This is a genomic window from Porphyromonas somerae (assembly GCF_022845615.1).
In the GTDB taxonomy this organism is placed as follows: domain Bacteria; phylum Bacteroidota; class Bacteroidia; order Bacteroidales; family Porphyromonadaceae; genus Porphyromonas_A; species Porphyromonas_A somerae.
Genome location: NZ_AP025559.1, coordinates 200352 through 224983 on the forward strand (window position 1 = coordinate 200352; position 24632 = coordinate 224983).

At 47.6% G+C, this 24632-nt stretch carries 12 protein-coding genes, 2 tRNA genes, 1 other RNA gene and 1 riboswitch; of the genes, 12 read left to right on the forward strand and 3 right to left on the reverse strand.

Annotation, left to right across the window (positions count from 1 at the left end; all coding sequences use genetic code 11):
• From MWL85_RS00785 to MWL85_RS00795, 3 genes are all read right to left on the reverse strand, one after another.
• Complete coding sequence (locus tag MWL85_RS00785; RefSeq protein WP_244400989.1) at positions 1-2520, reverse strand: glycoside hydrolase family 2 TIM barrel-domain containing protein; 2520 nt, start codon at positions 2518-2520, stop codon at positions 1-3.
• Between the two features lie 134 nt (positions 2521-2654).
• Positions 2655-3167 carry an META domain-containing protein gene (locus tag MWL85_RS00790; RefSeq protein ID WP_244400991.1) on the reverse strand — a complete coding sequence of 171 codons (513 nt, stop codon included), beginning with the start codon at positions 3165-3167 and terminating at the stop codon, positions 2655-2657.
• A gap of 20 nt (positions 3168-3187) precedes the next feature.
• Positions 3188-4504: a UDP-glucose dehydrogenase family protein gene (locus MWL85_RS00795; RefSeq protein ID WP_244400993.1), complete on the reverse strand. Its 1317-nt coding sequence runs from the start codon at positions 4502-4504 to the stop codon at positions 3188-3190.
• Between the two features lie 768 nt (positions 4505-5272).
• A riboswitch (cobalamin riboswitch) is annotated at positions 5273-5498 on the forward strand.
• Positions 5499-5562: 64 nt separating this feature from the next.
• Between MWL85_RS00795 and MWL85_RS00800 the strand changes: the two genes are divergently transcribed.
• From MWL85_RS00800 to MWL85_RS00855, 12 genes are all read left to right on the forward strand, one after another.
• A complete protein-coding gene (locus MWL85_RS00800; protein ID WP_244400995.1) occupies positions 5563-7713 on the forward strand; it encodes a TonB-dependent receptor plug domain-containing protein in 2151 nt (716 codons plus the stop codon).
• Positions 7714-7746: 33 nt separating this feature from the next.
• The gene (locus MWL85_RS00805; protein ID WP_244400997.1) at positions 7747-8751 is read left to right on the forward strand and encodes a sirohydrochlorin cobaltochelatase; all 1005 of its coding nucleotides are present in this window, start codon (positions 7747-7749) and stop codon (positions 8749-8751) included.
• A gap of 609 nt (positions 8752-9360) precedes the next feature.
• Positions 9361-9746, forward strand: an RNA gene (rnpB, locus tag MWL85_RS00810) — RNase P RNA component class A.
• Positions 9747-9783: 37 nt separating this feature from the next.
• Positions 9784-11220, forward strand: coding sequence for a YihY/virulence factor BrkB family protein (locus MWL85_RS00815; protein WP_244400999.1), 1437 nt, complete (start codon positions 9784-9786; stop codon positions 11218-11220).
• 138 nt (positions 11221-11358) lie between these two features.
• Positions 11359-13488, forward strand: a complete 2130-nt coding sequence (locus MWL85_RS00820) for a peptidylprolyl isomerase (RefSeq protein WP_244401000.1) — start codon at positions 11359-11361, stop codon at positions 13486-13488.
• A gap of 173 nt (positions 13489-13661) precedes the next feature.
• Positions 13662-13736: transfer RNA gene (locus MWL85_RS00825), tRNA-Val, on the forward strand.
• 24 nt (positions 13737-13760) lie between these two features.
• Positions 13761-13835, forward strand: a tRNA-Val gene (locus MWL85_RS00830).
• A gap of 216 nt (positions 13836-14051) precedes the next feature.
• Positions 14052-15815 carry a BACON domain-containing protein gene (locus MWL85_RS00835; RefSeq protein WP_244401002.1) on the forward strand — a complete coding sequence of 588 codons (1764 nt, stop codon included), beginning with the start codon at positions 14052-14054 and terminating at the stop codon, positions 15813-15815.
• Positions 15816-15832: 17 nt separating this feature from the next.
• Positions 15833-17536, forward strand: a complete 1704-nt coding sequence (locus MWL85_RS00840; protein ID WP_244401004.1) for a BACON domain-containing protein — start codon at positions 15833-15835, stop codon at positions 17534-17536.
• 13 nt (positions 17537-17549) lie between these two features.
• The gene (locus tag MWL85_RS00845) at positions 17550-20009 is read left to right on the forward strand and encodes a S8 family serine peptidase (protein WP_244401006.1); all 2460 of its coding nucleotides are present in this window, start codon (positions 17550-17552) and stop codon (positions 20007-20009) included.
• 556 nt (positions 20010-20565) lie between these two features.
• Entirely contained in the window at positions 20566-21846 is a 1281-nt protein-coding gene (ltrA, locus tag MWL85_RS00850; protein WP_244401008.1) for a group II intron reverse transcriptase/maturase, read from the forward strand.
• A 515-nt stretch (positions 21847-22361) separates the two neighbouring features.
• The gene (locus MWL85_RS00855; RefSeq protein WP_244401010.1) at positions 22362-24608 is read left to right on the forward strand and encodes a trypsin-like serine peptidase; all 2247 of its coding nucleotides are present in this window, start codon (positions 22362-22364) and stop codon (positions 24606-24608) included.
• Positions 24609-24632: the final 24 nt, after the last annotated feature.

Genomic DNA, 24632 nt, shown 5'->3' on the forward strand with positions numbered 1-24632 from the left:
TTATGGCTCTACATTGACTGTAATAGTATCGGACTTCAGCCCCCTAGCTGAGGCTGTTAGCTGGATAGTACCACCCTTTTTACCCGCTTGTACAATGGCAGTGAGCTGTCCGCTAAAGGCAGGTTGCTTATTGCTTTGGAATGGCACAATACAGGTAGCGTCACCATTGGCTGCAGCGTGGAAGTGCCCCGCCCCTTTCGCCTTAAAGGTCACCTCATTAGTGGCAGTTGGCACTACGTTGCCCTCCCGATCCACTATCTGCACACGCACATAGGCGATATCCTCACCATCCGCCTTGATATAGTCATTCTCCAATGTCATCTTGATAGCATATGGCTTGCCCGTAGTCCTAATAGCTCTAGTTGCCACCTCATTACCTCGCTCATCATAAGCCACTACCTTCACTTCACCAGGTTGGTAAACCGTATCCATCCACATCAGGCGGTAGCGTGGTTGTCTTTGCAGTCCATCACGGGGCGTCTCCAGAGATACAGAGAGATCCTTTGTCCGCTTCCCTTGGCTTTTGCCATTGATAAATAGCTCCGCCGTAGGGTAGTTGGTGTAGACAAAGATAGGAGTCACCTCCCCTTCGCGTCCTTGCCAATTCCAATGCGGAAGGATATGGAGTGTCTCCTCGCCCTTATTCCAATGCGAGCGATAAAGATAAAAGCGATCCTTCTCAATCCCCGCCAAGTCCACTGCTCCGAAGTAAGAGGAGTGACTAGGCCACTCTGTGTAGTAAGGAGTTGGCTCACCAATATAGTCAATACCAGTCCAAATAAACTCTCCAATCGTGTAAGGTAGGTCCTCTTGATTGAGGAAGTCGTCCTCTGGTAGATTGCTCCATCCGCAATGCTCTACATCATAGCTACTGCACTGCTGGTCGGGGTACTTGGCCATAGACTTCCGCTCTACAGGGAATTTGTAGATGCCACGAGAAGAGAGCGTAGAGGTGGTCTCGGCACCTAGTATCAGCCGCTGTGGCAATTGCTCATACGCCTCTTGGTACTGCCAATTGTAGTAGTTGAAGCCTGCTAAATCCATAATCGTAGCAAAGTTATTCTTCACCGCTCCTAGAGGGTTGTTCATACCGACTGTCACGGGGCGAGTAGGGTCTTCGCGGTGCAGTACACTCTGTAGGAAGTATGCCACCTTATTACCGCCAGGGGTCACTTGCTCATCTATCTCATTACCGATGCTCCACATCACGATAGAGGGGTCATTGCGGAAAGCTCTCGCAAGATTGGTGAGGTCACGATCTGCCCACTCCTCAAAGTAGAGGTGGTAACCATTCTTCACCTTAGGGCGTGCCCACTCATCAAAGCTCTCAGCCATCACCATCATCCCCATCTCGTTGCAAGCTTCAATCAACTCAGGGGCTGGCATATTGTGCGAAGTGCGAATAGCATTCACACCCATATCCTTCATCAGTCGAATCTGCCTCTCATATCCCCTCTTGTGGCTTGCTCCGCCCAATGGGCCTAGGTCGTGATGCAGACAGACGCCCTGAATCATCACCTTCTTACCATTGAGATAAAAGCCATCATCGGGGCGTAGCTCAATCGTTCTCACCCCGAATCTCGTTTGGTAGCTATCCACCAGCTCGCCATCTACAAATACCTGAGTAAGGGCAGTGTATAGGTTGGGCTCATTGAGATCCCACAGCTTGGGGTGTTGGAGCTTGATATTCTGCTCCAGTAGATTTCCCATTAGCTCGCTGCCAGAATTCTCCATTACCGCCACCTCATTTCCTCCTTCAAGAAGTGCAGTACGGATAGAGATCCTCTCAGGCTCGATAGCGGTATGGTTTTCGAGTGTCGTCTTGATATTCACCTGTGCCCACTCCTTGTCTACTCTGGGTGTAGTGATCTGAGTGCCCCATTCGGCTACCTTTACCCCAGAGGCAAAGGTAACCCATACATTGCGGTAGAGCCCAGCACCAGGATACCAACGAGAGGTCTCGTCAGGGTTTTCTAAGCGAATGGCAATGCTCTGAAGCTTCTCTTGTGGATTGATATAATCAGTGATATCCACCTGAAACGGACTGTACCCATAAGGCCAGTAGATCGCCTCCTTGCCATTGATAAAGACCCTTGCATTGCTCATCGCTCCATCTATTCGTAGATAGGTGCGGTCGGAGCTCTGATAACCCTCCTTTAGGGCAAAGGTATTGCGGTACCAACCAACGCCTACGTGTGGTAGACCACCCGTACGGGCAATATGGTAAATAGGTGTATTCTGACCATCTTGTGAAATGGCCAAGAACTGCTTATCTATCTCTGGGCTATAAGGGCCATAGATGGCCCAATCGTGTGGCACCACCACTTGTGACCACTTGCTATCGTCGTACTTGGGGTTGCTAAACGCCTTTTGGTCTTCTCTAGTGAAGTGCCAACCCTCTCTTAGGCGAAGAACCTCTCTGGGCGTGAGGCTGTTATCCAATTTATTCTGTCCAAAGCTCGGCAGAGCCGCTGCTGTGATAGCTATGAGAGCCACAGCCAGTGATAGGTAATGTCGCATACGTTTCCTAATATATGTTCCTTAATAACTATCTGCAAATATACCCATTTTTACCGACCTTCTCTCTATAATAAAAGGCAGTCTCGGCTTAATGTCAAGACTGCCTTTTTTGTTGCTCATAAAGCAAATGAGAGTTACTTGCGTACGAGTGTAGCTAGAAGCTTACGGTGGTCGTCAAGTAGATAGAGCTCACCATTTTCAGAGATGGTAAAGTGCTCAACCTTATCGAGGAGCTGAGTGAATTGCTTCTCAATATCCATATGCTCGCAGAGGGCTAGGGTGCCAGCAAGGTCATCGAAGTCGATCTCCGTGGCATCATAGTCATCATCGGTGGGGTCGTCAAATTCAAGGTTGCCCATGTAGTCATTGCAGCCAAAGTTGCCTGCGAAGCGATTCTTGGCAATGTCAAAAGAGAGGGTGAGGCTCACCTCAGTCATCTCCGTCTCCCCGATCTTTTGGACAGTCCACTCGCCCTCGAGTTGCTCCTTAGGAACAGCCTTAAAGAAGTCCACTCCCTCATCTGCCACTACGGCTGTTTCAGTTGTGGTGGTTGCTGTTTGCTCGTCATTTGTCTTTTGCTTACTACTGCAGCTACTTAGAGCAATACCTGCAAGTGCAATTCCTAGATAGATAAAATACTTTCTCATAATTCTTTTGTTGTTATTAATTAGTTAATTCCTATTCCCGTATATACCAAGCCGAGTGCCTCCAGCTCCTCCATCGGATAGATGTTTCGCCCGTCTACTACTAGATTTCCACGCATTAGCTCCTTGACACGCTTCCAATTGGGGAGCCTAAACTGCTTCCACTCAGTCAGTAGAATAAGGGCATCTGCTCCCTCTACCGCATCATATATATCTTGCCCATAAGTGACACCCGAGGGCAAGATGTTGCGGGCATTCTCAATGGCGATTGGATCAAAAGCGGATACCTCTGCCCCTGCCTTGATCAGCTCATTAATCACCACGATAGAGGGTGCTTGTCGCATATCATCCGTCTCAGGCTTAAAAGCCAGTCCCCATACTGCCACCTTTTTCCCCTTGAGGTCGCCTAGGTGCTCTACCACTTTTTCGTAGGGGCGTAGCTTCTGCCACTCATTCACCTTATGCACCTGCTCAATAATGGTCAGTGGCCGGCCATGCTCACGGCCAGTGCTGGCGAGTGCCTGTACATCCTTTGGAAAGCAAGAGCCCCCATAGCCACAGCCGGGGTACAAAAAGGCCTTACCGATGCGTTTGTCCGAACCCATACCCTCCCGAACAAGAGAGATATCTGCCCCTATTGCTTCTGCTAGGTTGGCCAGCTCGTTCATAAAACTGATGCGAGTGGCGAGCATCGCATTGGAGGCATACTTAGTGAGCTCCGAAGAGTGGATATCCATGCTGATAACACGATAATTATTAAGCAGAAAGGGTCTGTAGAGCCGATGCAACAGCTCCTTGGCATAGTCGCTTTTGTACCCCACCACTACACGATCGGGGCTCATAAAGTCTTTGATCGCTGCCCCCTCCTTTAAGAATTCAGGGTTATTTGCCATGTCTAGCTCGAGTGTTGCGAGCCCTCGCTTGGCATACCCAGCCCTTATTATCTCCTCCACCCGATCTGTAGTCCCCACTGGTATGGTGCTCTTGGTCACCACCAATAGGTGCTTGGTGGCCAATTGTCCTATCTCCTCGGCTACAGCAAATACATACTGAAGGTCGGCTTCCCCGCCCTCGCCAGTAGGGGTGCCGACAGCAATAAAGAGGATGTCTACCTCATTGATCACCTCTCCCAAATCTGTGTAAAAGGAGAGACGTCCTTGGGCTCTATTCTTAGCCACTAGCTCGGCCAGTCCTGGCTCGTATATTGGTATTTCTCCCCTTCTGAGTGCTTCAATCTTGGTTTGATCCTTATCAATGCAGCAGACATTTACCCCCATCTCCGCAAAGCAGGTGCCACTCACTAGCCCCACATATCCTGTGCCAATAATCGCAATATTCATACTTACTTCTCTACCTCGTATTTACAATAGTTGCACTAAGGTACCAAGAATATATTGATTAATCCACTATAGTAACAGGGGTTACGCATTAGAAGTCTCAACAATAGGTGTTAGATTTGATTGAAAGTATCGTTTATATGGGCATAAGAGCACCCGCGAGGGTGCCACTCAGCTAGCCCCCGTGTCGGAGGGGCGAAAGCCCCGAACGACCGGCGGGGGCGGAGTAGACCAATCCTACGACCCTTGTGGTCGCACAACCTTTTGGGGGTGCGACCACAAGGGTCGATTGATATTATCGTACCATTTCCCCCCCGGTCTTCGGCTCTACGAGCCTTGACCGGGGGCTATCTGAATGGCACCCTGGCGGGTGCTGTTTTGGAACCTCCTCCAGAGGTCCTTAACCATAGGCACTCAGCTGAATTCCACTCGGTAAGGATTTTCTAATGCGCAACTCCTGCCTATTGATTTGTCTGGGCTGATGCACGAGAGGTTACTATTTTTTAGTGTAAAGTAGAGTGAGGTGTTGGTCGCTAAAACTGCTTTTATAATGAGCTGATATCCAATGCGGTATAAAGGCGTTAATTGAGTTGCAACTAAGCGTTTGCTTTGTTGCAACTCGCCGTTTGCTTAGTTGCAACTCGTCGATCGCTTAGTTGCATCTCAGTTTTGGCTGTGATCGCCTATTCTTTTTTCTGCTGGTGGGTGGCGTGTTGCGTGTTGTGGAAAATAAATCTTAATTTTTATTGTTTTTGTGTTTCTTTTGGGTACCTTTGCAGAAAGCAGATGGGTATGGTCACTTGTGTACGATGAGTGGCTATTTAATAGGGAATTTGGTGAGAATCCAAAACAGTTCCTGCTACCGTAATGTCTTGAGGAGGTAGGTTGCCTCCGCCTTTCAGATATTCTCTGAAGCCACTGGATTTACTCTGGGAAGGCTTTTCTATTGAAAGGGATAAGACTAAGTCGGGAGACCTGCCTACTTGCCTAGTATTTTTATGGATACTCTTGGCTCAGGAACAGGCTAGTATCCGTGTGTATTTATTTATCGTTATTATATTATGTGCTCACGTAAAAGGTGGAGTGTATGGCACGTGTTTGGGTGCCTGCTTTGCTGTGCTCTTTATGGGGTAGGTGCAGAGGCTCAGTCGCTTCCTAAGGATTCTATTCAGCTCTCGGATCAGCTGGAGGAGGTGGTGGTGACAGGAACAGGTACCCGCCATTATAGTGCGGTAGCACCAGTGCGTACAGAGGTGGTGTCGAAGCAAGACTTGATCAGCATCTCGGGGCATAATCTAGATGGTATTCTGACCACGATATCTCCTTCATTTGATGCTCTGAATAGTGGTATGGGAAGTGGAATCACTCTTGGCGGGCTAGGCAATAGCTACATCTTGGTGCTGGTGAATGGCCGTAGGCTACATGGCGATGTGGGTGGGCAAAACGACCTCGGCAAGATCAGTGCCTCTATGATAGAGAAGATCGAGATCGTCAAGGGGGCAGCCTCTACGCTTTATGGGTCGGATGCCATTGCGGGTGTAATCAATATCATCACCAAGGACTATACCGATACGCCGCTTTCAGTAGTCAATAGCACACGCCTAGGGTCGTATGGGCAATGGCAGCAGAATAATACCATTGCGTGGGGATACAAGACCTTTTCAAGCGTGACCCAATACTCTGGTGATAGGAGCAATGGTTGGCAAAATAGCACGCAGGAGCTTTACCGGAAGGAGCTTTACGAAAATAGCACTACGGAGACTACTAGTGCCTTTTATAATCATCGTATCCAGCAAGAGATCGCTTGGCGACCCAATAGGCAGTGGGAGGTGCGTGGCACAGGTATGCTCTACAAAAAGCGTATTTATCACAAGCCAGGGGGTCCACGGTGGAGACAGTTCAACCTGAGATACAATGACCAGGCAGCCAGTGTGGAGACCACCTACCGACCAAGTGCCTACCAGACCTTTAATCTCTTAGCTAGCTTTGACCGACACGCCTACCACTATGATTATTACAGTCGGTACCTAGATGAGTATTTACAGCCTGAGGTCCTAGATGATGGTAGGCTACATTATGTGCCGATGCCATTTTATTATCAGCCTGGAGAGTCGTCTTTGGAGAGCGACCAACGCCAATACCTACTTCATGCCAAGGGCTCTATGTACTTTGGCACGGACCATCAAGCTACCTTTGGTGTGGAGGGGATTGTGGACCATTTGATTGCTCCCAATCGTATGCCCAATGGCTCAGGATCGGCCTATACCCTCTCGGCTTATGCTCAGGATGAGTGGCAGGTAACTCCTCTATTTAATGTCACGGGTGGCGTGAGGTATTTATACCATAAAGCATTTGGTAGCCATATCACTCCAAAGCTCTCCCTGCAATACCGTTTTGGGGAGAGTGGGTTGCAACTCCGTGGTACCTATGGTCGAGGGTTCAAAACTCCAACCATTAAGGAGATCTACTACGAGTATCAGCGGACGATGATGAGTAAGCTAAGGGTCTATCTGGGTAATCCCGACCTGAAGCCTCAAGTATCAGATTACTTCTCTTTAGGCTTTAGCTATGACCCTAGCAAGAAGCTCTCGATGCATCTATACGGCTCTTATAATCAGCTCAATAATATGATTACCCTAATCCCAGTTCCATTGCCTTCTAAATACCAAAGCGATGAAGGGCGAGAGCTAGATGGTGCCATGCAGTATATCAATGCTGAGGATGCCAAGATATGGGAGCTGGAGTATGCCATGACGTGGGCACCAGTGAAGTATCTGAAGCTCTCTATGGGCTACACGCTCACCAATACCAGTACCCATGTGTATGATTCGGAGCTCACCAAGAAGGGCGATGGCAAGCCGGTGATCGTGGAGCGACCAATAGACGGCACCTCGAAACATAAGGGGACAGTGGGTGCTACCTACACGCTTCGCAAAAAGCACTACGACCTTGTGGCGGGGCTACATGGTAGGCTTCAGACAGATAGATACTATGCCTACTATGGCGATGCCCCTGGCTTTGCACTTTGGAACCTCACCACTACCCACCGATTTAAGTATTGGAAGCAGTGGAATCTCCAGCTGACGCTAGGAGTAAATAATATCTTTGACTACAAGGAGACCCATCCCTATGGGCTCAACTTCGGTACGAAGACGCCTGGACGTACCTACTTCGCTACGGTGAAGATAGGCTTTGACCAAAAGAAGGATTAATGATTTTCTAATAAACTTTTAACTACAAGAATTATGAAGAAGTACTACAACTTGATGCTGACGCTAGTCGCTCTAGCTATGACAGCAATGGCATTTACTGCCTGTGATGAAGAGGTAAAAGCTCCTACACAAAACCCTGCCGACGCTTTCCCAAAGAAGCACGACACTGCTCTACTACTAGTGACCTTTGGCTCTACCTATGATGTGCCACAGCAAACCTTTGATAAGCAAAAGGCATTTTTCCAAAAGCAATTCCCCAATACCGACCTTTACCTCTCCTATACTTCTAGGATTATTATTAACCGTATGCAGGCTCAAGGAAAGGAGTTTATTCCACCTGCAATGTGGATGCAAAGCTTCTTGAAGAAGAACTACAAGAATGTCCATGTACAGTCATTCCACGTTATCCCAGGTGAGGAGTTTACACTTCTAAGGGACGCTTATGTGAAGAAGGAGTACAACGTAAAGTTGGTTGATGATCGAAAAGGTCGTAATGATGCTGTGCTAGGTCACCCTCTTCTCTACTCTAAAGAGGATATCCAAAAGGTAGCTAAGATCCTAGTGGATGATCATAAGGAGCATATCCAGAAGGGTGAGGCAGTCGCCTTTATGGGACACGGTAACCCTGAGGAGAACTACGAGTATGCCAACCAAAAGTATAAGATGCTAGAGCAAGAGATGCAAAAGTATGCTAAGGAAAACTACGGACATGGCTATGTATATGTAGCTACTGTGGACTATCCAGCAATGCTATTTGACTACCTCGTTGGTGAACTAAAGATGGTAGAGGATAAAGTAGCTAATAAGAAAATCCATCTACAACCTCTTATGACCATCGTAGGTGACCACGCTAATAATGATATGGCTGGAGATTACGAGAAAGGCGAGGCTGATGAAGACCAGAGCTGGAAGTGGCAATTGGAAAAGAAAGGCTGGAAGGTGGAGACACATATGAAGGGCCTTGGCGACTATAAGGAGATCAACAATATTTACCTTGAGCACCTCAAAGCGGCTATTGCTGATGGAAATAAGGAGTAACCCTCCTATTGACTGATAATAATAAGGGCGAGCACCAATTGGTGCCCGCCCTTACTCGTTTCCTCCTTTTGCATAAAGGGCAGAGCGATAAAAGAGATAGCCATTAGTTAGTTAGGCGGAATCCTTGATTATTCTATGAATATCATAGAATCTATTGGGGGCAATAAGGAGGCCTAAAAATACTGTTCAATACTATTATAGATTGTTAGGAGTAAAATCCTATTTACAGCTTGAGTATCAACAGTATTTATTCAACTAATGGCTATCAAGTTATGAACAAAAATGTACTCGCAAAGTTATCAATAATAACTCAAGAAATCAACTTTTCCCTAAATCTATTCAGGGTTACCCCTGGCGGAGTGGCAAGGGGTAACGCATTAGAAAGGTATCACCGTATGGTTTTTGGGGAGGTGTCTTTGAGTAAGGACCTCTGCCGAGGTCCTTTCTCGCTTGTCTAGTACAAGCTATCCATATTAAGGCTGTAACTTAAGTTTATATTTCTAATGCGTGGCCCCTGCGCAGGGGTTCAAGTGGTGTCGTAACAATTTGGTATCTTTGCAACGGCTTTAGGAGCTTTTATTTTGGAGAAACTGAGAGAGTAAGAGCGTATGAGTCCGAAAGCGTGCCGCTGGTGTAGCGTGCTACACGAGAGGAAAGTCTGGGCCACAAAGAGCACTACACTTCCTAACGGGAAGCTATCGTGAGGTAGATGAGCATAACAGAAAATAACCGCCACGTGGCTTTGCACTGAGTGCAAACTTCACAGGTAAGGGTGAAAAGGTGGGGTAAGAGCCCACCGAGCTGATAGTGATATCGAGCTGCAGTATGCATTGTGGGTGGAAAGGTCGCGTATACCAGCGCTTGTAGGGTGGCTCGCCCGATGCTGGGGGGTAGACCGATAGAGCCTAGGGGTGACTCTAGGTCTAGATAGATGGCAAGCAGCCTAATCCCTAGGGAGAAGGCAGACAGAACCCGGCTTATTGAGGACTCATACGTTTTTTCTTTACTCATTATATATATAGGAAGTATTGAATGAGAAATCAAGAGGAGGATATCAACCAAAGGCTGGAAAAGATCCAAGAGGAGAGAAGTAAGAGGGAATCAAAAAACTCCGTCTTTAATCGTCTCTGCAAGTGGTTTGGCAATGCCTATAATTTTATCACGAGTGATATGTGGCGGCTTTATGACGCCGAGATGAAAGGGGTGTCGGGCTTTTTCGTGCGTATCCTAAGGGTGCTTTATATCTCAGTAAAGGAGTTTATTGATGGGTCGGTGGCCCAGAAGTCCTCCGCCCTCACCTATACCACGCTGCTGGCATTGGTGCCTACGCTCGCTATTATCCTGAGTGTGGCGGCTGGTTTCGGGATGCAGGCCTCGGTGCAGCGTGCCCTCTACGATGCTTTCCCAGCCCACCAGATGGAGCTCACCACAGCCTTTGACTTTGTGGAGTCGTACCTAGCTGAGATCCAGAGTAGCGTGCTGATTATTGTGGGTCTTATTGTATTGATTTACACGGTATTTAGTATGCTACTGACGGTGGAGAGTGTTTTCAACCAGATTTGGCAGATCAAAGACTCCCGCCCTATTAGCAAGAGTCTAATCGGCTACTTTGCTGCCATTGTGATCGTGCCCATCTCACTGATTGCCATCTCATTTTCCAACATCTTTATCGGCTCGCTTAGTTCTATTGAGCTACTTGGTACGATTAGTATTGCTCCAGTTGTCACCACGCTACTGAAGGTACTTCCTTTTGTGGTGATTATATTGATTCTTACCGCCCTCTATATGCTACTCCCCAATACGCGGGTGAAGTTTCTACCCGCTTTTGCTTCGGCGGTCTTGGCTGGAGCAGCTTTTCAGATTTTTCAGATGGTCTATATCTCGGGGCAGTTATGGGTTTCTAAGTACAATAGCATCTACGGAAGTGTCGCTGCGATCCCCCTACTGATGCTCTTTATGCAATTCTCGTGGACCATCATCCTCTTTGGGGCACAGCTGAGCTATGCTATACAAAATGTAAAGCAATATGTATTTAGGAAGGAGAGTGAGCGCATTAGCCGACGCTTTAGAGACCTTGTAGCCCTGATCATTATGAAGAAGATATGCAAGGCCTTCAGGCACGAGGGTGAGTCGTATAGTGCCGATCTACTAGCGGGTGAGACCGACCTGCCGATAGTGATTGTGCAAGATACTCTAGATAAGCTAGTCGCCTGTCGCCTTCTAGTGGCAATAGAGTCGAAAAAGTCCAGCCTGCCTGTTACCTATGCACCTGCCTCTGAGATCACCTCTATTACGATCAAGAGGGTGCTCACAGCGATGGATCGACTTGGTTCGGAGAACTTCCGAATGGATATTTACGATGAGTATGCCCAGGAGTGGGAGGCCATACGATTAGCTCGACAACTACCCTTTACTGAGCTCGAACAACCCGTAGTAGACATTGATAATATCAAGGGAATGGGGGAGTAGAGATAAATTCGTAAGAAAGGATATTTGATATAGTCCTAAAAAATTGCTAACTTCGCAAACCAAATGGGTACACTTCGAAACAGGGTGCACCAACGGTGACGATAGATGTGGAACATGTAAACAAACATTAGTGTATATATGGCAGTATTAGAAAAGATTAGAAGCAGGGCAGTCATCCTAGTGATAGCCATCGGCTTGGGTCTCTTTGCCTTTATCTTTGGGGATGTGGGCAATTGGTTTTCGTCGCTTTATCGCGACAGCGAGATGGATGCTTTCATCGTCAATGGCAATAAGGTGAAGATCCAAGACTATGAGCAGGCAGTGAGCCAAACAATGGAGCAGTACAAGCAGATGAACCGCAACCTAAGTGAGGCGGAGACTCAGCAAGTACGCAATATGGTCTATCAGACAATGGTGAGCAAGCAAATACTCTCCGAAGAGGCTGATAAGATTGGTCTCACAGTGACTCCTGCAGAGACATTTGACCTAGTGCAAGGGGATAATCTATCTCCAATGATCCTACAGAGTGGGCTATTCACTAATCCCGAGACGGGGCTCTTTGATAGGGCTGCTCTTCTCAATTTCCTTAAGCAGATCAAGACAAAGGGAGCCACTCCTCAAGAGCAGGCACTCATTGATCAGTATAAGGCCATTTGGGTACAGCTAGAGGATGATATTCGCTCTAATAAGCTAGGTGAGAAGTACACTAGTCTGATTTCGGGTGCCGTAGTAGCCAACAAGCTAGAGCTAGCCTACTATACCAAGGCTAATAGCGTAGCGGCGGACCTCGCTTATGTACAGCAAAGCGTAGCTCAAGCTCCTGATGCAGATGTTCAAGTGACGGACGCAGATATCAAGGCCTATTACGATAACCATAAGGAGCTATTTGCTTCACAAAATGGCGGTGCTGACCTAGATGTGATCTATGCTACTATTACCCCATCGGCTAGCGATGTGGAGTCGGCGAAGAGTGATATTGCCGAGGCGGAGAAGGCACTTAAGGCTGGCGAGAACCCAGCCAACGTTTTGGAGGACTACTCTGATGTGAAGTACGTTGATTACTATCTTCCAATTGGTGAATTTAATAATCCTATCTTCCCTGCTGACTTTGCTGCGTTCCTTGAGTCGGCTCCAGTAGGAGAGGTTTCTCAGGTTTATGACCTTGGACAGTCTGTAAGTGTGGCAAAACTATTGGATAAGAAGGTTTCGCCAGAGATGCTGAGAGTAAGCCACATCATGCTGGCACCTGCACAAGCTGGTCAGCCAACTGTAGATAGCCTTCTCACTGTATTGAAAGCCGATCCAAGTCAATTTGCCACTTTGGCTGCTAATTATTCGATCGATACCAATACCAAGACCAATGGTGGAGAGATCACTTGGCTCAATGAGGCCACTGCAGCTCAATATCTAGGCGAAGACTTTAGCGATGCTATTTATAAGGCAACCGTCGGAGTGCCCTTTGCATTTAAGTCGCAATATGGTGAGCATATTGTGCTTGTAAACGAAGCTAAGGACAATGTGGTTAAGTACAAGGTGGCCTTTGCACAGCGAAATATCGTGGCAAGCAATGAGACACAGACTGCCCTCTATAATGATATCAGTAGCTTCATTGCTCAGAACATGAATAATGATATTGATTCATTGGCACTTAATAAGGGGTATCAGGTGCTTCCAAATGTTAAGGTGAGTGCCGACCAGCCTATGCTTACTCAGGGCATCGAGAATAGCCGTTCGCTAGTTAAGTGGGCAATGTCGGCTAAGCCAGGTGAGGTCAGCGATATCACGGAGTGTGGAGATAAGTGGGTATTTGTGCGTCTCAACTCTTCATTTACCGATAAGGTGATCCCACTAGCAATGGTAAAGGATCAAGTAACTGATATCGTACGTGACGAGAAGAAGGTAGAGGCAATGTATGCGCAACTCACAGGTGCTAAGTACAGCAATCTCGAGGCCTTTGCAGAGCAGCTACATAGCCAGGTCGACACCCTCAGCACGGTGAAGTTCAATACTACACGATTGGCAGGTATCGGCTACGAGCCAGCTATCAATGCTGCAGCTGCTTATGCTCCAGTAGAGAGTCTACAGCCACTCAAGGGAGTGCGTAGTGTCTACCTCGTTAAGGCTCTGAATCGTACTGAGGATCCTGCTACGGAAGCAGATACTAAGGGGCTACTCGATGCTGAGCGTAAGGGCATAGTTCGCTCACAGGCACTTACCTATATTATCCAGAAGTCGGATATTAAAGACCGCAGATACAAGTTTCAGTAATCTTTAATCCGACACTTGTCAATACATAGAGACACCTTAGACCTAGGTCTAGGGTGTCTCTCATTTTATATTCAACTTATATTCTACGTAACTCAAAAAACTTTGGCGACTTCTTTGGTAGATTGAAATATTTATAGTACCTTTGCAAAGCTAAAGCAAAAAGAAGACATATCGGATCCTTAGCTCAGTTGGTTTAGAGCATCTGCCTTACAAGCAGAGGGTCGAAGGTTCGAATCCTTCAGGGTCCACTCACTAGTTTTGTCATTTATATTGGATCCTTAGCTCAGTTGGTTTAGAGCATCTGCCTTACAAGCAGAGGGTCGAAGGTTCGAATCCTTCAGGGTCCACTCATAATGATCGTTTTTTCCACTGTACTTACTAATGGGAGTACAGTGGTTTTTTTTTATCGCCCCCCCCCCATTTGAGGTCGATATAATCCGTCTAAACCTCAATATTTCTTATGTAAATGCTCTATAATCTCATTTATTTTTGGTTAATTTGTGGTGGTTGATACCTAAACAAAACAACTAAAGGTTAACAAAAAACAATTAGCAAAAGAAACTATGGGAAAAAGAGCTAAGCTATGGCTATTTGTAGCACCTATCGTGCTACTTCTGCTACAACTAACAGCGTGTAGCACATCTTCGGATAACGAGATCAATGATGGGGCACTAGAAGTAAGCCTGACCAATGTGGTATTTAACAAAGATGGCGGACAGGAGGTCCTAACTATTTCTGGCACCAAGGTGTGGAGCTATATCTCCAATGTGGGCGAGAGTAGCTGGCTTGTTCCAACGAAAGATAATGACAAACTCACCCTCACAGCTACTGCCAACACTCTAGGAAAGGAGCGTAAAGCAGAGATCATTATCTCTAGCCCTGCAGGTGTGCAAAAAGTCTATGTTACCCAGTCTGCAAGCGACCTGCTCTTTAGCTTTTCAGAGAGTGAGCTAGTCTTCTCACATAAGGCAGGCGAGAAGATGGTGCAGATTGCTACGAATAGCGACGACTGGCACTTTGAGCCAATAGAGGAGGAGGCTAAAGAGTGGCTCTCAGTAGTAGGCGGTGATGGCGCAAAGATGCTTATCGTAAAGGTAACAGCCAATAAGGAGTATGAGAGTAGATCCACCACGCTGATTGCTAAAGCACAGAATGGAGAGCAAGTTGGTCTACTTATCACACAGAAAGGAGTGGCAAAATACTTATTGCCCTTTGAACCTACTTCCAGAAGCCATTCCGATGTAGAGCTTATTAATTATGAGCAAGAGCGTGGCTCCATACTACAGGGCTACCAGCAAGGCAAGTATGATAACTTCCAAAAAGAAGAGGTGCCTACTGTGATGCAATTCATCACCAATAGCGACTACATGCCAATGTTTGCCTATATGCGCAATCTAGGGGAGCTCAAATATACGGTAGCTCAGTCAATTCTATATATAAATGATGATGCTGCTCAGGTAGAGCTAAAGGAGTACCAAGCATTCCTAGAAGACAATGGCTATGTTCAGGATAAGGAAGCAAGCAAAGACCTTGTATTGGTATATCGTAATACACAGAAAGCAATCAATGCTCAGATAGAGATCAAGCAAGGCGGGGCAGTGGTCGCCTTCTTCCCTTACTACCCCCAGACGAAGAAATACCCTACCTTCCCAACCCTACCAGTAGGTAAAGGCAATTGGCTAGATCGCCTATCCAATACTCAATACAAGGCAGCAGACATCATCCGCCTTGAGGGTGAAGCAGGCTCTAAGACTTCATTTATCAATCAAGACCAAAGCACTCAGCTCTACAAGTCTGCAGGCTTCGAGTGCGCAAAGAGTGATGATCAATACGATGCAATTAATCATACCTACTGGTTCTATACCAGCACACCAAAAAACTCTACGGCTGATTATATCCAAACCGTTAATGAGCAAGCTATGTACTTCTCCAACCTAAGCTGGGGTATACGCGAGGAGGGTCGTCGCTACATTATCACCGACGAGCTTGAGAGCTTGATACTCGATGCAGGTTATCAATTTGATGGGGTAGACAAAGATTCCCAGGCCTATTACTATTGGAAGTCTGTAAGCGATACTCAAGAACGTGTAATCTATGTAAGGAGAGTACAATTCACTGATGTGAATAATAACAAGCCTTCACTGATGATTGGTTATTATACTCTATTCATACAGCCACAAGGCACCTCAGCACTATCGCGTGAGGAGCAGAGAGCATTCCAAGCCGTAAAGAAGGGCGACTTCAAGGCTCTTGACTACCTACATACTAGCCCACGCATACGTGTGCACGAATCACTCCATAGCCGGAGTGCCAAGAAGTCATTCTAATAGGAGCTTAATCAACTATGAGACATTATATAAGACAATTAATAGAACTCCTAATAGTAGGAGTAGCTCTAGCTTCCTGCCAAAAAGATGAGCCCACAGAAGCCGACTTCGGAAGTATTGAGCTCTCTCAGTCCGAGCTTTCTTTTGACCGATCTGCAGGTGTGCAAGAGGTCAATGTCAAAGTTTGCAATCGTTGTGGCGATGCTATAGATTGGATTTACAGCATCTCTCCACAAGTAGAGTGGCTTACAGTCACTCCGTCTGATAACAAACTAGCTATAGCGACTACCGAAAATCATAGCAGTAAAGAGCGGCATGCCACAGTATCTGTCATTTCAGATAATAATTTGGTACGCCATATCACAGTATCCCAAAAGGGTGCAGATCTACAGCTAGACCTCTCCCAGCTTTCTGATGACAAACTCCAACTACCTAGTATGGGTGGCGAAAAGTACCTTCAGGTAATCGGTGGAGAGATAAGTTGGGATCAGATCACTGCCTCTGAAGAGTGGCTCGCAATCACTCCATTGCAAGATAGCCAGTCCATAAAGCTGGCAGTGCCTCGCAATCACAGCACCGAGCCACGGCAAGCAATCGTCACAATAAAGAAAGCCGACGCTTCCGAGCTCACCATTACTGTGGAGCAGGCTGGTCAATTGGAGTACTTTGTTCCCTACCAAGAATCGCACAAGTATATGGTCTACAAAGACCTTGTCGCTTATGAGGAAGCTAGGGGTTTTAAAGTCGTTCAGATCCAGTTTGGCGATAGTGACTTCGGCTCACCAGATGCCCTACTTTTCGAGACCTCTAGCCAAAAGCTTCCTGAGATCAACTATTTCCATAGTCTTGATTCGCACTTCGTCTATGACCAGGTGATGATTCTTCTCTCCGACCCAAAGGAGTTTCAAAAGGAGGGTGGCTATCTGCAGTATCTGAAAGATCTAGGCTACAAGGAGCGCTACAATAGTAAGCCCGAATCGCCCAAGCTGATCAGCCCTGATGGGTTCCTTGTGGCATCACTCTTCCATGAGACTAGGTATGATGAGTATTATGTCCGTTTCAACCCACAGTATCTACCCGATAAACCTCTTCCTACATTCGATAAGCTACCGGTTTACACCGATGAAATTCAGAAGAGGATTTATGACCCAAGGGTGAAATTCAAAGATATTTCCGCATGGGAGAAATCGCTTGGTAGTAAGGTACTCATTGAGATGCCAATTGGAAATAACGACCCTCAGCATCCCGACGAGATGTGGGCAGCTATCTATCAAACTAATCAAGAGACTGATGTGGATAAGCAGGAGTTCCGCTTCTACGAGTTCCACCTATCTTTATTAAGGGCAACGCCAGAAGAGCTACAGAGCGTACGCTTATTACGTCTTTGCTACAATGATTGTGAGCGTGTCATCTTTGAGACCTCGCCTGGACAGTTTAGAACCACGCCAGAGTTTGAAGCATTGGCCGAGAGTGAGGGCTTCATATTCTACGGTATGAATATGGATGGCGTCAACTTTGTCAATAAGGAGAAAGGCCTAAAGATGGTAGTCTTAATGTATATGAGCCCAGAGATATTTGGTGCTAAAAAGACCGCTACCATTAGGTACGAGAAGCTACCTCAAGAGAGTGGCACTTCGGCTGTAGCAGCCAACAACCTGCAAGAGCCTCAAGAGACACTCACCAGTGTGCCAGCTCGTAGGTACAATACCAGAAACTTCTAAATAGTATTTACAGATGAAACAACATAATAAAACCATCTATTTCTACTTTGCTACACTGATGGCAGCCTTGCTTCCATTGGGTGGATGTCAGCAAGACCTGCTGCAGAGAGGTGAAAAACCAATAGAGAAAGTAGAGCAAGAGGGCGATCGAGACCAGCTCACACCCTCCATCATTTCTGGGCAAGTGGTCGTAAAGCTAAAGCCTTCCGACCTACAGCTCCTCAAGGCAGCAGGCAATACTTCTCTCCGAAGTGCCTCATCCGAAGTGCAGTCCAGCCTTCGCCAAATTGGAGCTGTAAGTATTGAGCCTCTCTTCGTTGACTATCCTGAGTATCGTGAGCGCCGTCACAAGGCAGGCCTTGACCGCTGGATGATCGTCAACTTCGATGGCCAAATCTCTTCAAGAGAGGCACAGCAGGTACTAGGTGCTACTGAGACTTTTGAGTACGTAGAGCTGAAGTATGCTGTCGCACAACCAGAGACAAAGGCAACGCCCATCTCTAGTGAGGCACTTGCATCTACTCGTGCCTTGGGCTCGGGCGACTTCAATGACCCCCTATTGCCCAACCAGTGGCATTACTATAACACTGGTAGTAGCCTGATGGCACGTTCTCTAGCAGGAGCCGACATCAACCTAAAAGAGGCTTGGCAAGTGGAGAGTGGCCGACCAGAGGTAGTAGTCTGTGTGGTGGACGCTGGTATTGACTATCAGCACGAAGACCTCGCCGGTCGAGTAGACCTAGATCGAAGCTTCTCCTTTGTTGTGGATAAGAAGACTCAGAAGCTTAAAGGCAAAGGACAGATCGAAAGCAAAAGCTCCGACCATGGTACCCACGTAGCCGGCACCATTGCAGCCATCAATAATAATGGAATAGGTGTGGCTGGTGTCGCTGGCGGTAATGGTGAGGCGGGAACCGGGGTAATCCTTATTAATGCACAGATCTTTGGCTTCAAGGGTGAAAAGACAGTACCAGGCGTCAATGGAATTGTCTACGGAGCCGATCATGGAGCAGTCATTAGCCAAAACTCTTGGGGCTACATCGCCCCTGGTCCAGGTCAATTGCCCGAGTACGACAAAGAGGCAATGGACTACTTTATCAAGAATGCTGGCTGTGATAAAGATGGTAATCAACTCCCCGACTCCCCGATGAAGGGTGGTGTCATTATCTTCGCAGCAGGTAATGATGGGCTAGAGTACAATAACTACCCAGGTGCCTACGAAGGCTGTATCAGCGTGGCATCTATGGGTTGGGGCTTTAAGAAAGCCTACTACTCCAACTTCGGAGCCTTCGTAGATATTACCGCTCCCGGTGGCGACCAAGACTTCGGAATGACTGCAGGTGTGCTTAGCACCATCCCAGGGAATGATTATGGCTACATGCAGGGAACCTCCATGGCTTGCCCACACGTATCAGGTATTGCTGCACTTGTAGTCTCCAAGTTTGGGGGCAAGGGCTTTACCAATGAGATGCTCAAAGAGCGCCTACTCTCTGCATTGCGACCCTACGACATCTATAGCTTCAACCCAATACTCAAGGGCAAGCTAGGTGCAGGCTATATTGATGCAAGCATAGCACTCTTAGAGAATAAGGATAATGCACCCGAAGAGGTAAAGTCGGTAAGTGTCACTCCCGACTACATTACGGCCCAATTCACATGGGCTACTTCCAAAGATGCCGATGCCCATAATGGAGAAGCCTACTACTACAATCTCTACATTGACACTAAGGAGATTGCTTCTACCAAGGACCTAAAGCCTATCAAGGTATACCCCGATAGCCGTGGCGACAACCAGATGGTTAAGTATTTGCTCAAGGGCATCAACGATGGCACACTCTACCACTATGCGATTGAGGCGGTAGACTACTTCGGTAATCACTCGGCCAAACTAGCCAGAGGGCAATTCACTACTAAGGAGAATAAGGCTCCTATCGTGACCGATGGTCTACCAAAGGGTATGATAAAGCTAGCTACCAATCAAAGGGAGCACCTGACCCTTAAGGTCAATGATCCTGACCAGCACCAGTGGAGCTATGCCCTCAAGGGTGATCTCTATGGAATCAAGCACCACCGCGATGGTGAAGTGATAGAGATAGAGATAGCACCAATCAAAGCAGCAGGTGACCACGAAATCACACTGGTACTGACAGATGAGTATGGTAAGAGCACCGAAGAGGTTATTAACTACCACATCAGCCAGTATCAAGCCGTGACACCGCTCAAAAATCTCAGCGAGCAAACCGTTTCGGTAGGGAATAAGGGCGAGGTAAAGCTACCAACTCTCTTCAAGTATCAAGAGGGGGCCACCCTTACCTTCACAGCACGCTCAGAGCGACCAGAGGTAATGGAGGCTACCGTCTCTGGTGAGACGCTCACCTATAATGCAAAAGCAAAGGGACGGGTGATCATCATAATCACTGCCACCGATGGTATCACTTCGTCACAGGTGCCTCTTCACTTCAAGGTGAAATAATCCAATTATCAGTTTTCAATTAGCGAGGGTCGGGACTTCTCCCGACCCTCTTTTTTTGGTATGACGGGCATGTCATACATCTGTGGTGAAAGTCCACTCGGGGCGTAGTTGCCAACGAACCCCATAGCGACTTGCAAGTTTCAAGGGGTGACCCTTGGGAGAGAAGAAGCAATAGCGAATTCGTGGCCTGACGAACAGAAACCTAATACCAAGGCGTATCAAGCGGACAAGCTGGCTACAGGCAGTGAAGTTCCAAAAGGCAACCGTAACCTTGATGCGTAAATTAGGCAGGTAAACGATGAAAGATGTATGGCTTATCCCGTGAGGCCTCGGCAGTCCTATAGGATAGTAACAACGAATGTCGAGGAGTCAGCAGAGGTCGAAGTAGCCGTTCTCGCGCAGGACAAGGCGAAGGACCGAATAATTTGTAACGTTAATCAAGAATGTATGTTCCGATGTCTTTGCTGACGAGTGGCAACGTTCAAAACGTCAATGCGAACGCCCACATAGAGCTAAGCACGCAACCATCGGAAGCGGAAATTAAGAAAGACGGAAGATGAAACTAATCGAACAGACACTCGCCAAGAATAACGTACGCGAGGCACTCAATCGCGTTGTGAGCAACAAGGGCGCCTCGGGTATAGACGGCATGAAAGTCGAGGAACTCCGCGACTACATGAACGCCAACTGGACGAGCATCAAGCAGTCCATCCTAGAGCGCAGGTACAAGCCAGCTCCCGTACGGAGGGTTGAGATACCTAAGCCCAACGGAGGCGTACGCAAGCTCGGTATTCCGACAGTTGTCGACCGAACTCTTCAACAATCGATTGTCCAAGTCCTCACGCCCATCTTCAAGGCAGAGTTCCAAGAGAACAGCTACGGTTTCCGCCCCGGCAGGAGCTGTGAGCAAGCCGTACAGAAGCTTTTGGAATACCTCAACGAGGGAGCGGAGTGGATAGTTGACATAGACTTGGAGAAGTTTTTCGACAATGTTCCTCAAGACAAATTGATGAGTTATGTAGGTCGCGTCATCCAAGACCCAGACACCGAAAGCTTGATACGCAAGTATCTGAAGTCGGGCGTAATGGAGAATGGTCTTTACGAAGCTACAGAACTTGGCACGCCCCAAGGTGGCAATTTGTCCCCCTTGTTGAGCAATGTGATGCTCAACGAGCTAGATAAGGAACTCGTGAGACGGGGTCTGCGCTATGTTCGTTACGCAGACGACTGCGTTATAGCAGTAGGAAGCGAAGCCAGTGCCAAACGAGTGATGCACTCTGTCACCCAATGGATAGAGCGTGTTCTCGGGCTCAAGGTCAATGCCACCAAGACACACGTCTGTCGACCGAGCAAACTCAAGTACCTCGGTTACGGATTTTACAAATCCCCTCAGAGCAAGCAATGGACGGCAAGACCTCACGAGGACTCCGTAGCGAAGTTTGTCAGGAAACTGAAGAAACTATGCAAACGCTCGTGGAGCATCTCCATGACTGTCCGCATCACAATGCTCAACAGAGTGATACGTGGATGGATAAACTACTTTGCTATCGGAGCCATGAAAGGGAAGATGGTAGGGATAGACGAACATCTACGCACGATGTTACGTAAGGTGATATGGAAGCAATGGAAAACTCCACACAAACGAGCCTGGGGACTACGCAAACTTGGTGTCTGCAACGACTTAGCCAAGCTCACATCCTACTGCGGAGACCGCTACGAATGGGTGGTGAGACGTACATGCGTGGTACGAGCTATATCGAAAGATGTACTTGCCCGCAGAGGCCTTGTAAGTTGTTTGGACTACTATGCGATTAGACACTCTTTGAAAACGAATTAAACCGCCGTATGCCGAACGGCACGTACGGTGGTGTGAGAGGGAAGGAAACGAAAGTAGGTCAGAAAACTTTCGTTTCCCGACCTACTCGATCCCTTTCTCTACCCTTGCCTCCTTCCCTTCGTAAGAGGGCAAAAGTTTAGTTGCAACTAAGCAATTACTGAGTTGCAACTCGGCATTTGCTTAGTTGCAACTCGCCGATCGCTTAGTTGCAACTCAGTTTTCACTTTTATATAGTGTTGAATATCAATTTGTTATTAATGGGCTTTTTAAGCCACTACTTTCTCCTATTTTATAGGGTCATTAACTTATGAATATACCCCTAATGCGTAACCCACGCACCTGAATTCTCCATTGTCTTCAGCGACTTACATTTTATCTTTCGAGCAACAACCTCCAACAAAGGAATAGCGCATAAAAGGGAGGAGGTTGGGGGAAGGTTCGTCTTCATTGAACTTTTTTGATTACTTTTGTAGAAGAATTATGGGCTTTGCCCACCATTAAACTAGGTATACCCAATGAAATTAAGAAGAGTGATATTGCTGGCTGTGATAGCCTTTGGTAGTTGCCTCCTCTCGCAGGCGCAGATAGCGAGGAGTGGCGAGCGACCAACGGAGAGTGGTGGCTTGCGTATGGCGGAGCTACTACAGTTGCCCACCTATCGGGCACCACAATTTGACCAGGACTCCGCACGGCTAGAGATGGAGCAAAGTTCTGCTGACCTTCGGGCTTACCTCTTTGCGCATACGATAGAGGTGGGCTTGGATATTATCCAAGATGGAGAGTACACTCAGTGGAGTGATGGCACCGAGGTATGGCGGTATCGTGTTCGATCTCAAGGGGCCAAGAGTTTGGGCTTTTTCTTTGACCAGTGGGAGCTTCCCAGGGGGGCTTATCTATATATTTATAGTACTTTGGATCCTACACGGTGCCTTGGTGGCTTTGGGTGGGAAAATAATAACGAGCGTGCCTCTCTGCCAATTCAGCCTATCTTAGCTGATGATGTGGTGATAGAGCTACAAGCACCTAAGGGTAGCCGACCACGTCTGCACTTGCAGGAGCTGTACCATGGTGTTCGCTCCATTGAGGGACTGCTGAGGTATAGTAATCCTCAGGTTGGTTCTCCCAGAAATTTGGCTTGTACACCTGAAGTGGCGTGCTACCCTGAATATCAGGATGTAGCAAGGAGTGTCGTGGTGGTAGTTACTGGGTCAGGGTATTTAGGAACAGGTGTTCTGGTCAATAATACGAGTAGTGATGGTCGTCCGCTAATTCTTACTGCTTCACATGTGATGGAAGCCAACTTTAGTAATGGTATACTCTCTCCTCAGAGGCTGGAGGAGGAAGCGGAAAAATCGGTCTTCTTCTTTAATTATCAGACTCCTATGTGCGATTCTGGTATCCAGCCAAGTACCACTCAGAGCATTGCGGGTGCCAAGATGTTGGGGTGTCATCCCTTTACCGATGTGGCATTGCTGGAGTTGAATGTTGTTGCTCCTCCAGCAGATTACCAAGCATACTATGCTGGATGGAATGCAGAGCCTAAGATGGATGTGGCACATGCCAATATCCATCACCCGTATGGCTATACCAAGCGGATTAATCTCGCTCTATCTCCACTTAACTACTCTACCTATTCGGGTTCAGGACTACCTTTTGGCGAGAACCAGCACATCAAGGTGCCTTTTTGGGATCTTGGAACCACCGCCTCAGGCTCTTCGGGGTCGCCACTCTTGGACCCCGAGCATAGGATTACTGGAGTGTTATCGGGTGGAGAATCATATTGCGGTAATCGCAGCCACGACTTCTTTGCCTCCCTACAGAGGGTATGGGAGTCGGAAGATGCGGAGGCGAGGAAGATTGTAGCCGCACTTGACCCTACAGGTGCTAAAGCTACTACTTGTGCTGGTAAGGGTGCTAGCCAAGGGGGGGAGCAAGCTCCAGTGCGGCTCACCAATATGCGCATTGCTCCAAGTAATACCCGTGTGATAGAGCTACTTCCTCAGTTGGATAGGGCTAAGCTCTTGGGTAGCGACCAAGGGGTACAGGAGATTGGGGAGAGCTACAGAATGGCTGCTGGTAGCAAGGTGTATGGCGTTTATGTGATGCTATTAGGAGAGGCACAGTCGGGAGATGAGCTGGTGGTCAATATTTATGGTAATGACGGAGCCACTCATCTTGGTAGCCAGGTGATCTCTCTGAAGTCTTTGGTGACAGATCCGAAGAATAAAGGGCAACAAGTACCAGGAGCCTTTAAGGAGATCTACCTCAGTCTGCCATCTCCTGTGGAGGTTACCACAGATCAGGTGCTTTGCTTCGCGATCCCTACCGCCACCATCCCTCAGGGTATTTCGGTGGTGCACCAGCAGCATTCCGACCTTTCTGCTAATAGCGCCATGTGGCGAGTGGCGAATGAGTGGCAGCCCTATACGAAGTACCAGCAGAGTGGAGGGCTTACTCTATGGGTGGATCCGGTTGTGAGTAATGCGACACTCAAGTCACCTACACTAGCAGAGCCACGCCTAAAGATTACACCACTCAATGGTGAGCAGATGCTACTGAAGATTAATGACCCCTCAGGGTCTGCCACCTATTCTCTCCAGGCTTATAGCTTGTTGGGAGAGCCAATCTACAGTGACCAGTGTGAGGGTAGTGACTTCTTTGTCTTCCCTCGTAATATGTTTGAGGGCTTGGGAGTGGTGATTCTCCGAGTGTCGGGTGATGGCTGGCAAGAGTCGGTGAAAGCTCTTTTCCCTAAGAATTAAGTGTACATATAAATTATAGATATA

What these genes read in the sequence shown, in the direction of transcription:
- MWL85_RS00820 (WP_244401000.1), top strand. Translation starts at nt 11,359, where the DNA reads ATGGCAGTATTAGAAAAGATTAGAAGCAGGGCAGTCATCCTAGTGATA.
- MWL85_RS00840 (WP_244401004.1), top strand. Translation starts at nt 15,833, where the DNA reads ATGAGACATTATATAAGACAATTAATAGAACTCCTAATAGTAGGAGTA.
- ltrA (WP_244401008.1), top strand. Translation starts at nt 20,566, where the DNA reads ATGAAACTAATCGAACAGACACTCGCCAAGAATAACGTACGCGAGGCA.
- MWL85_RS00815 (WP_244400999.1), top strand. Translation starts at nt 9,784, where the DNA reads ATGAGAAATCAAGAGGAGGATATCAACCAAAGGCTGGAAAAGATCCAA.
- MWL85_RS00805 (WP_244400997.1), top strand. Translation starts at nt 7,747, where the DNA reads ATGAAGAAGTACTACAACTTGATGCTGACGCTAGTCGCTCTAGCTATG.
- MWL85_RS00790 (WP_244400991.1), bottom strand. Translation starts at nt 3,167, where the DNA reads ATGAGAAAGTATTTTATCTATCTAGGAATTGCACTTGCAGGTATTGCT.
- MWL85_RS00835 (WP_244401002.1), top strand. Translation starts at nt 14,052, where the DNA reads ATGGGAAAAAGAGCTAAGCTATGGCTATTTGTAGCACCTATCGTGCTA.
- MWL85_RS00800 (WP_244400995.1), top strand. Translation starts at nt 5,563, where the DNA reads ATGTGCTCACGTAAAAGGTGGAGTGTATGGCACGTGTTTGGGTGCCTG.
- MWL85_RS00785 (WP_244400989.1), bottom strand. Translation starts at nt 2,520, where the DNA reads ATGCGACATTACCTATCACTGGCTGTGGCTCTCATAGCTATCACAGCA.
- MWL85_RS00845 (WP_244401006.1), top strand. Translation starts at nt 17,550, where the DNA reads ATGAAACAACATAATAAAACCATCTATTTCTACTTTGCTACACTGATG.
- MWL85_RS00855 (WP_244401010.1), top strand. Translation starts at nt 22,362, where the DNA reads ATGAAATTAAGAAGAGTGATATTGCTGGCTGTGATAGCCTTTGGTAGT.
- MWL85_RS00795 (WP_244400993.1), bottom strand. Translation starts at nt 4,504, where the DNA reads ATGAATATTGCGATTATTGGCACAGGATATGTGGGGCTAGTGAGTGGC.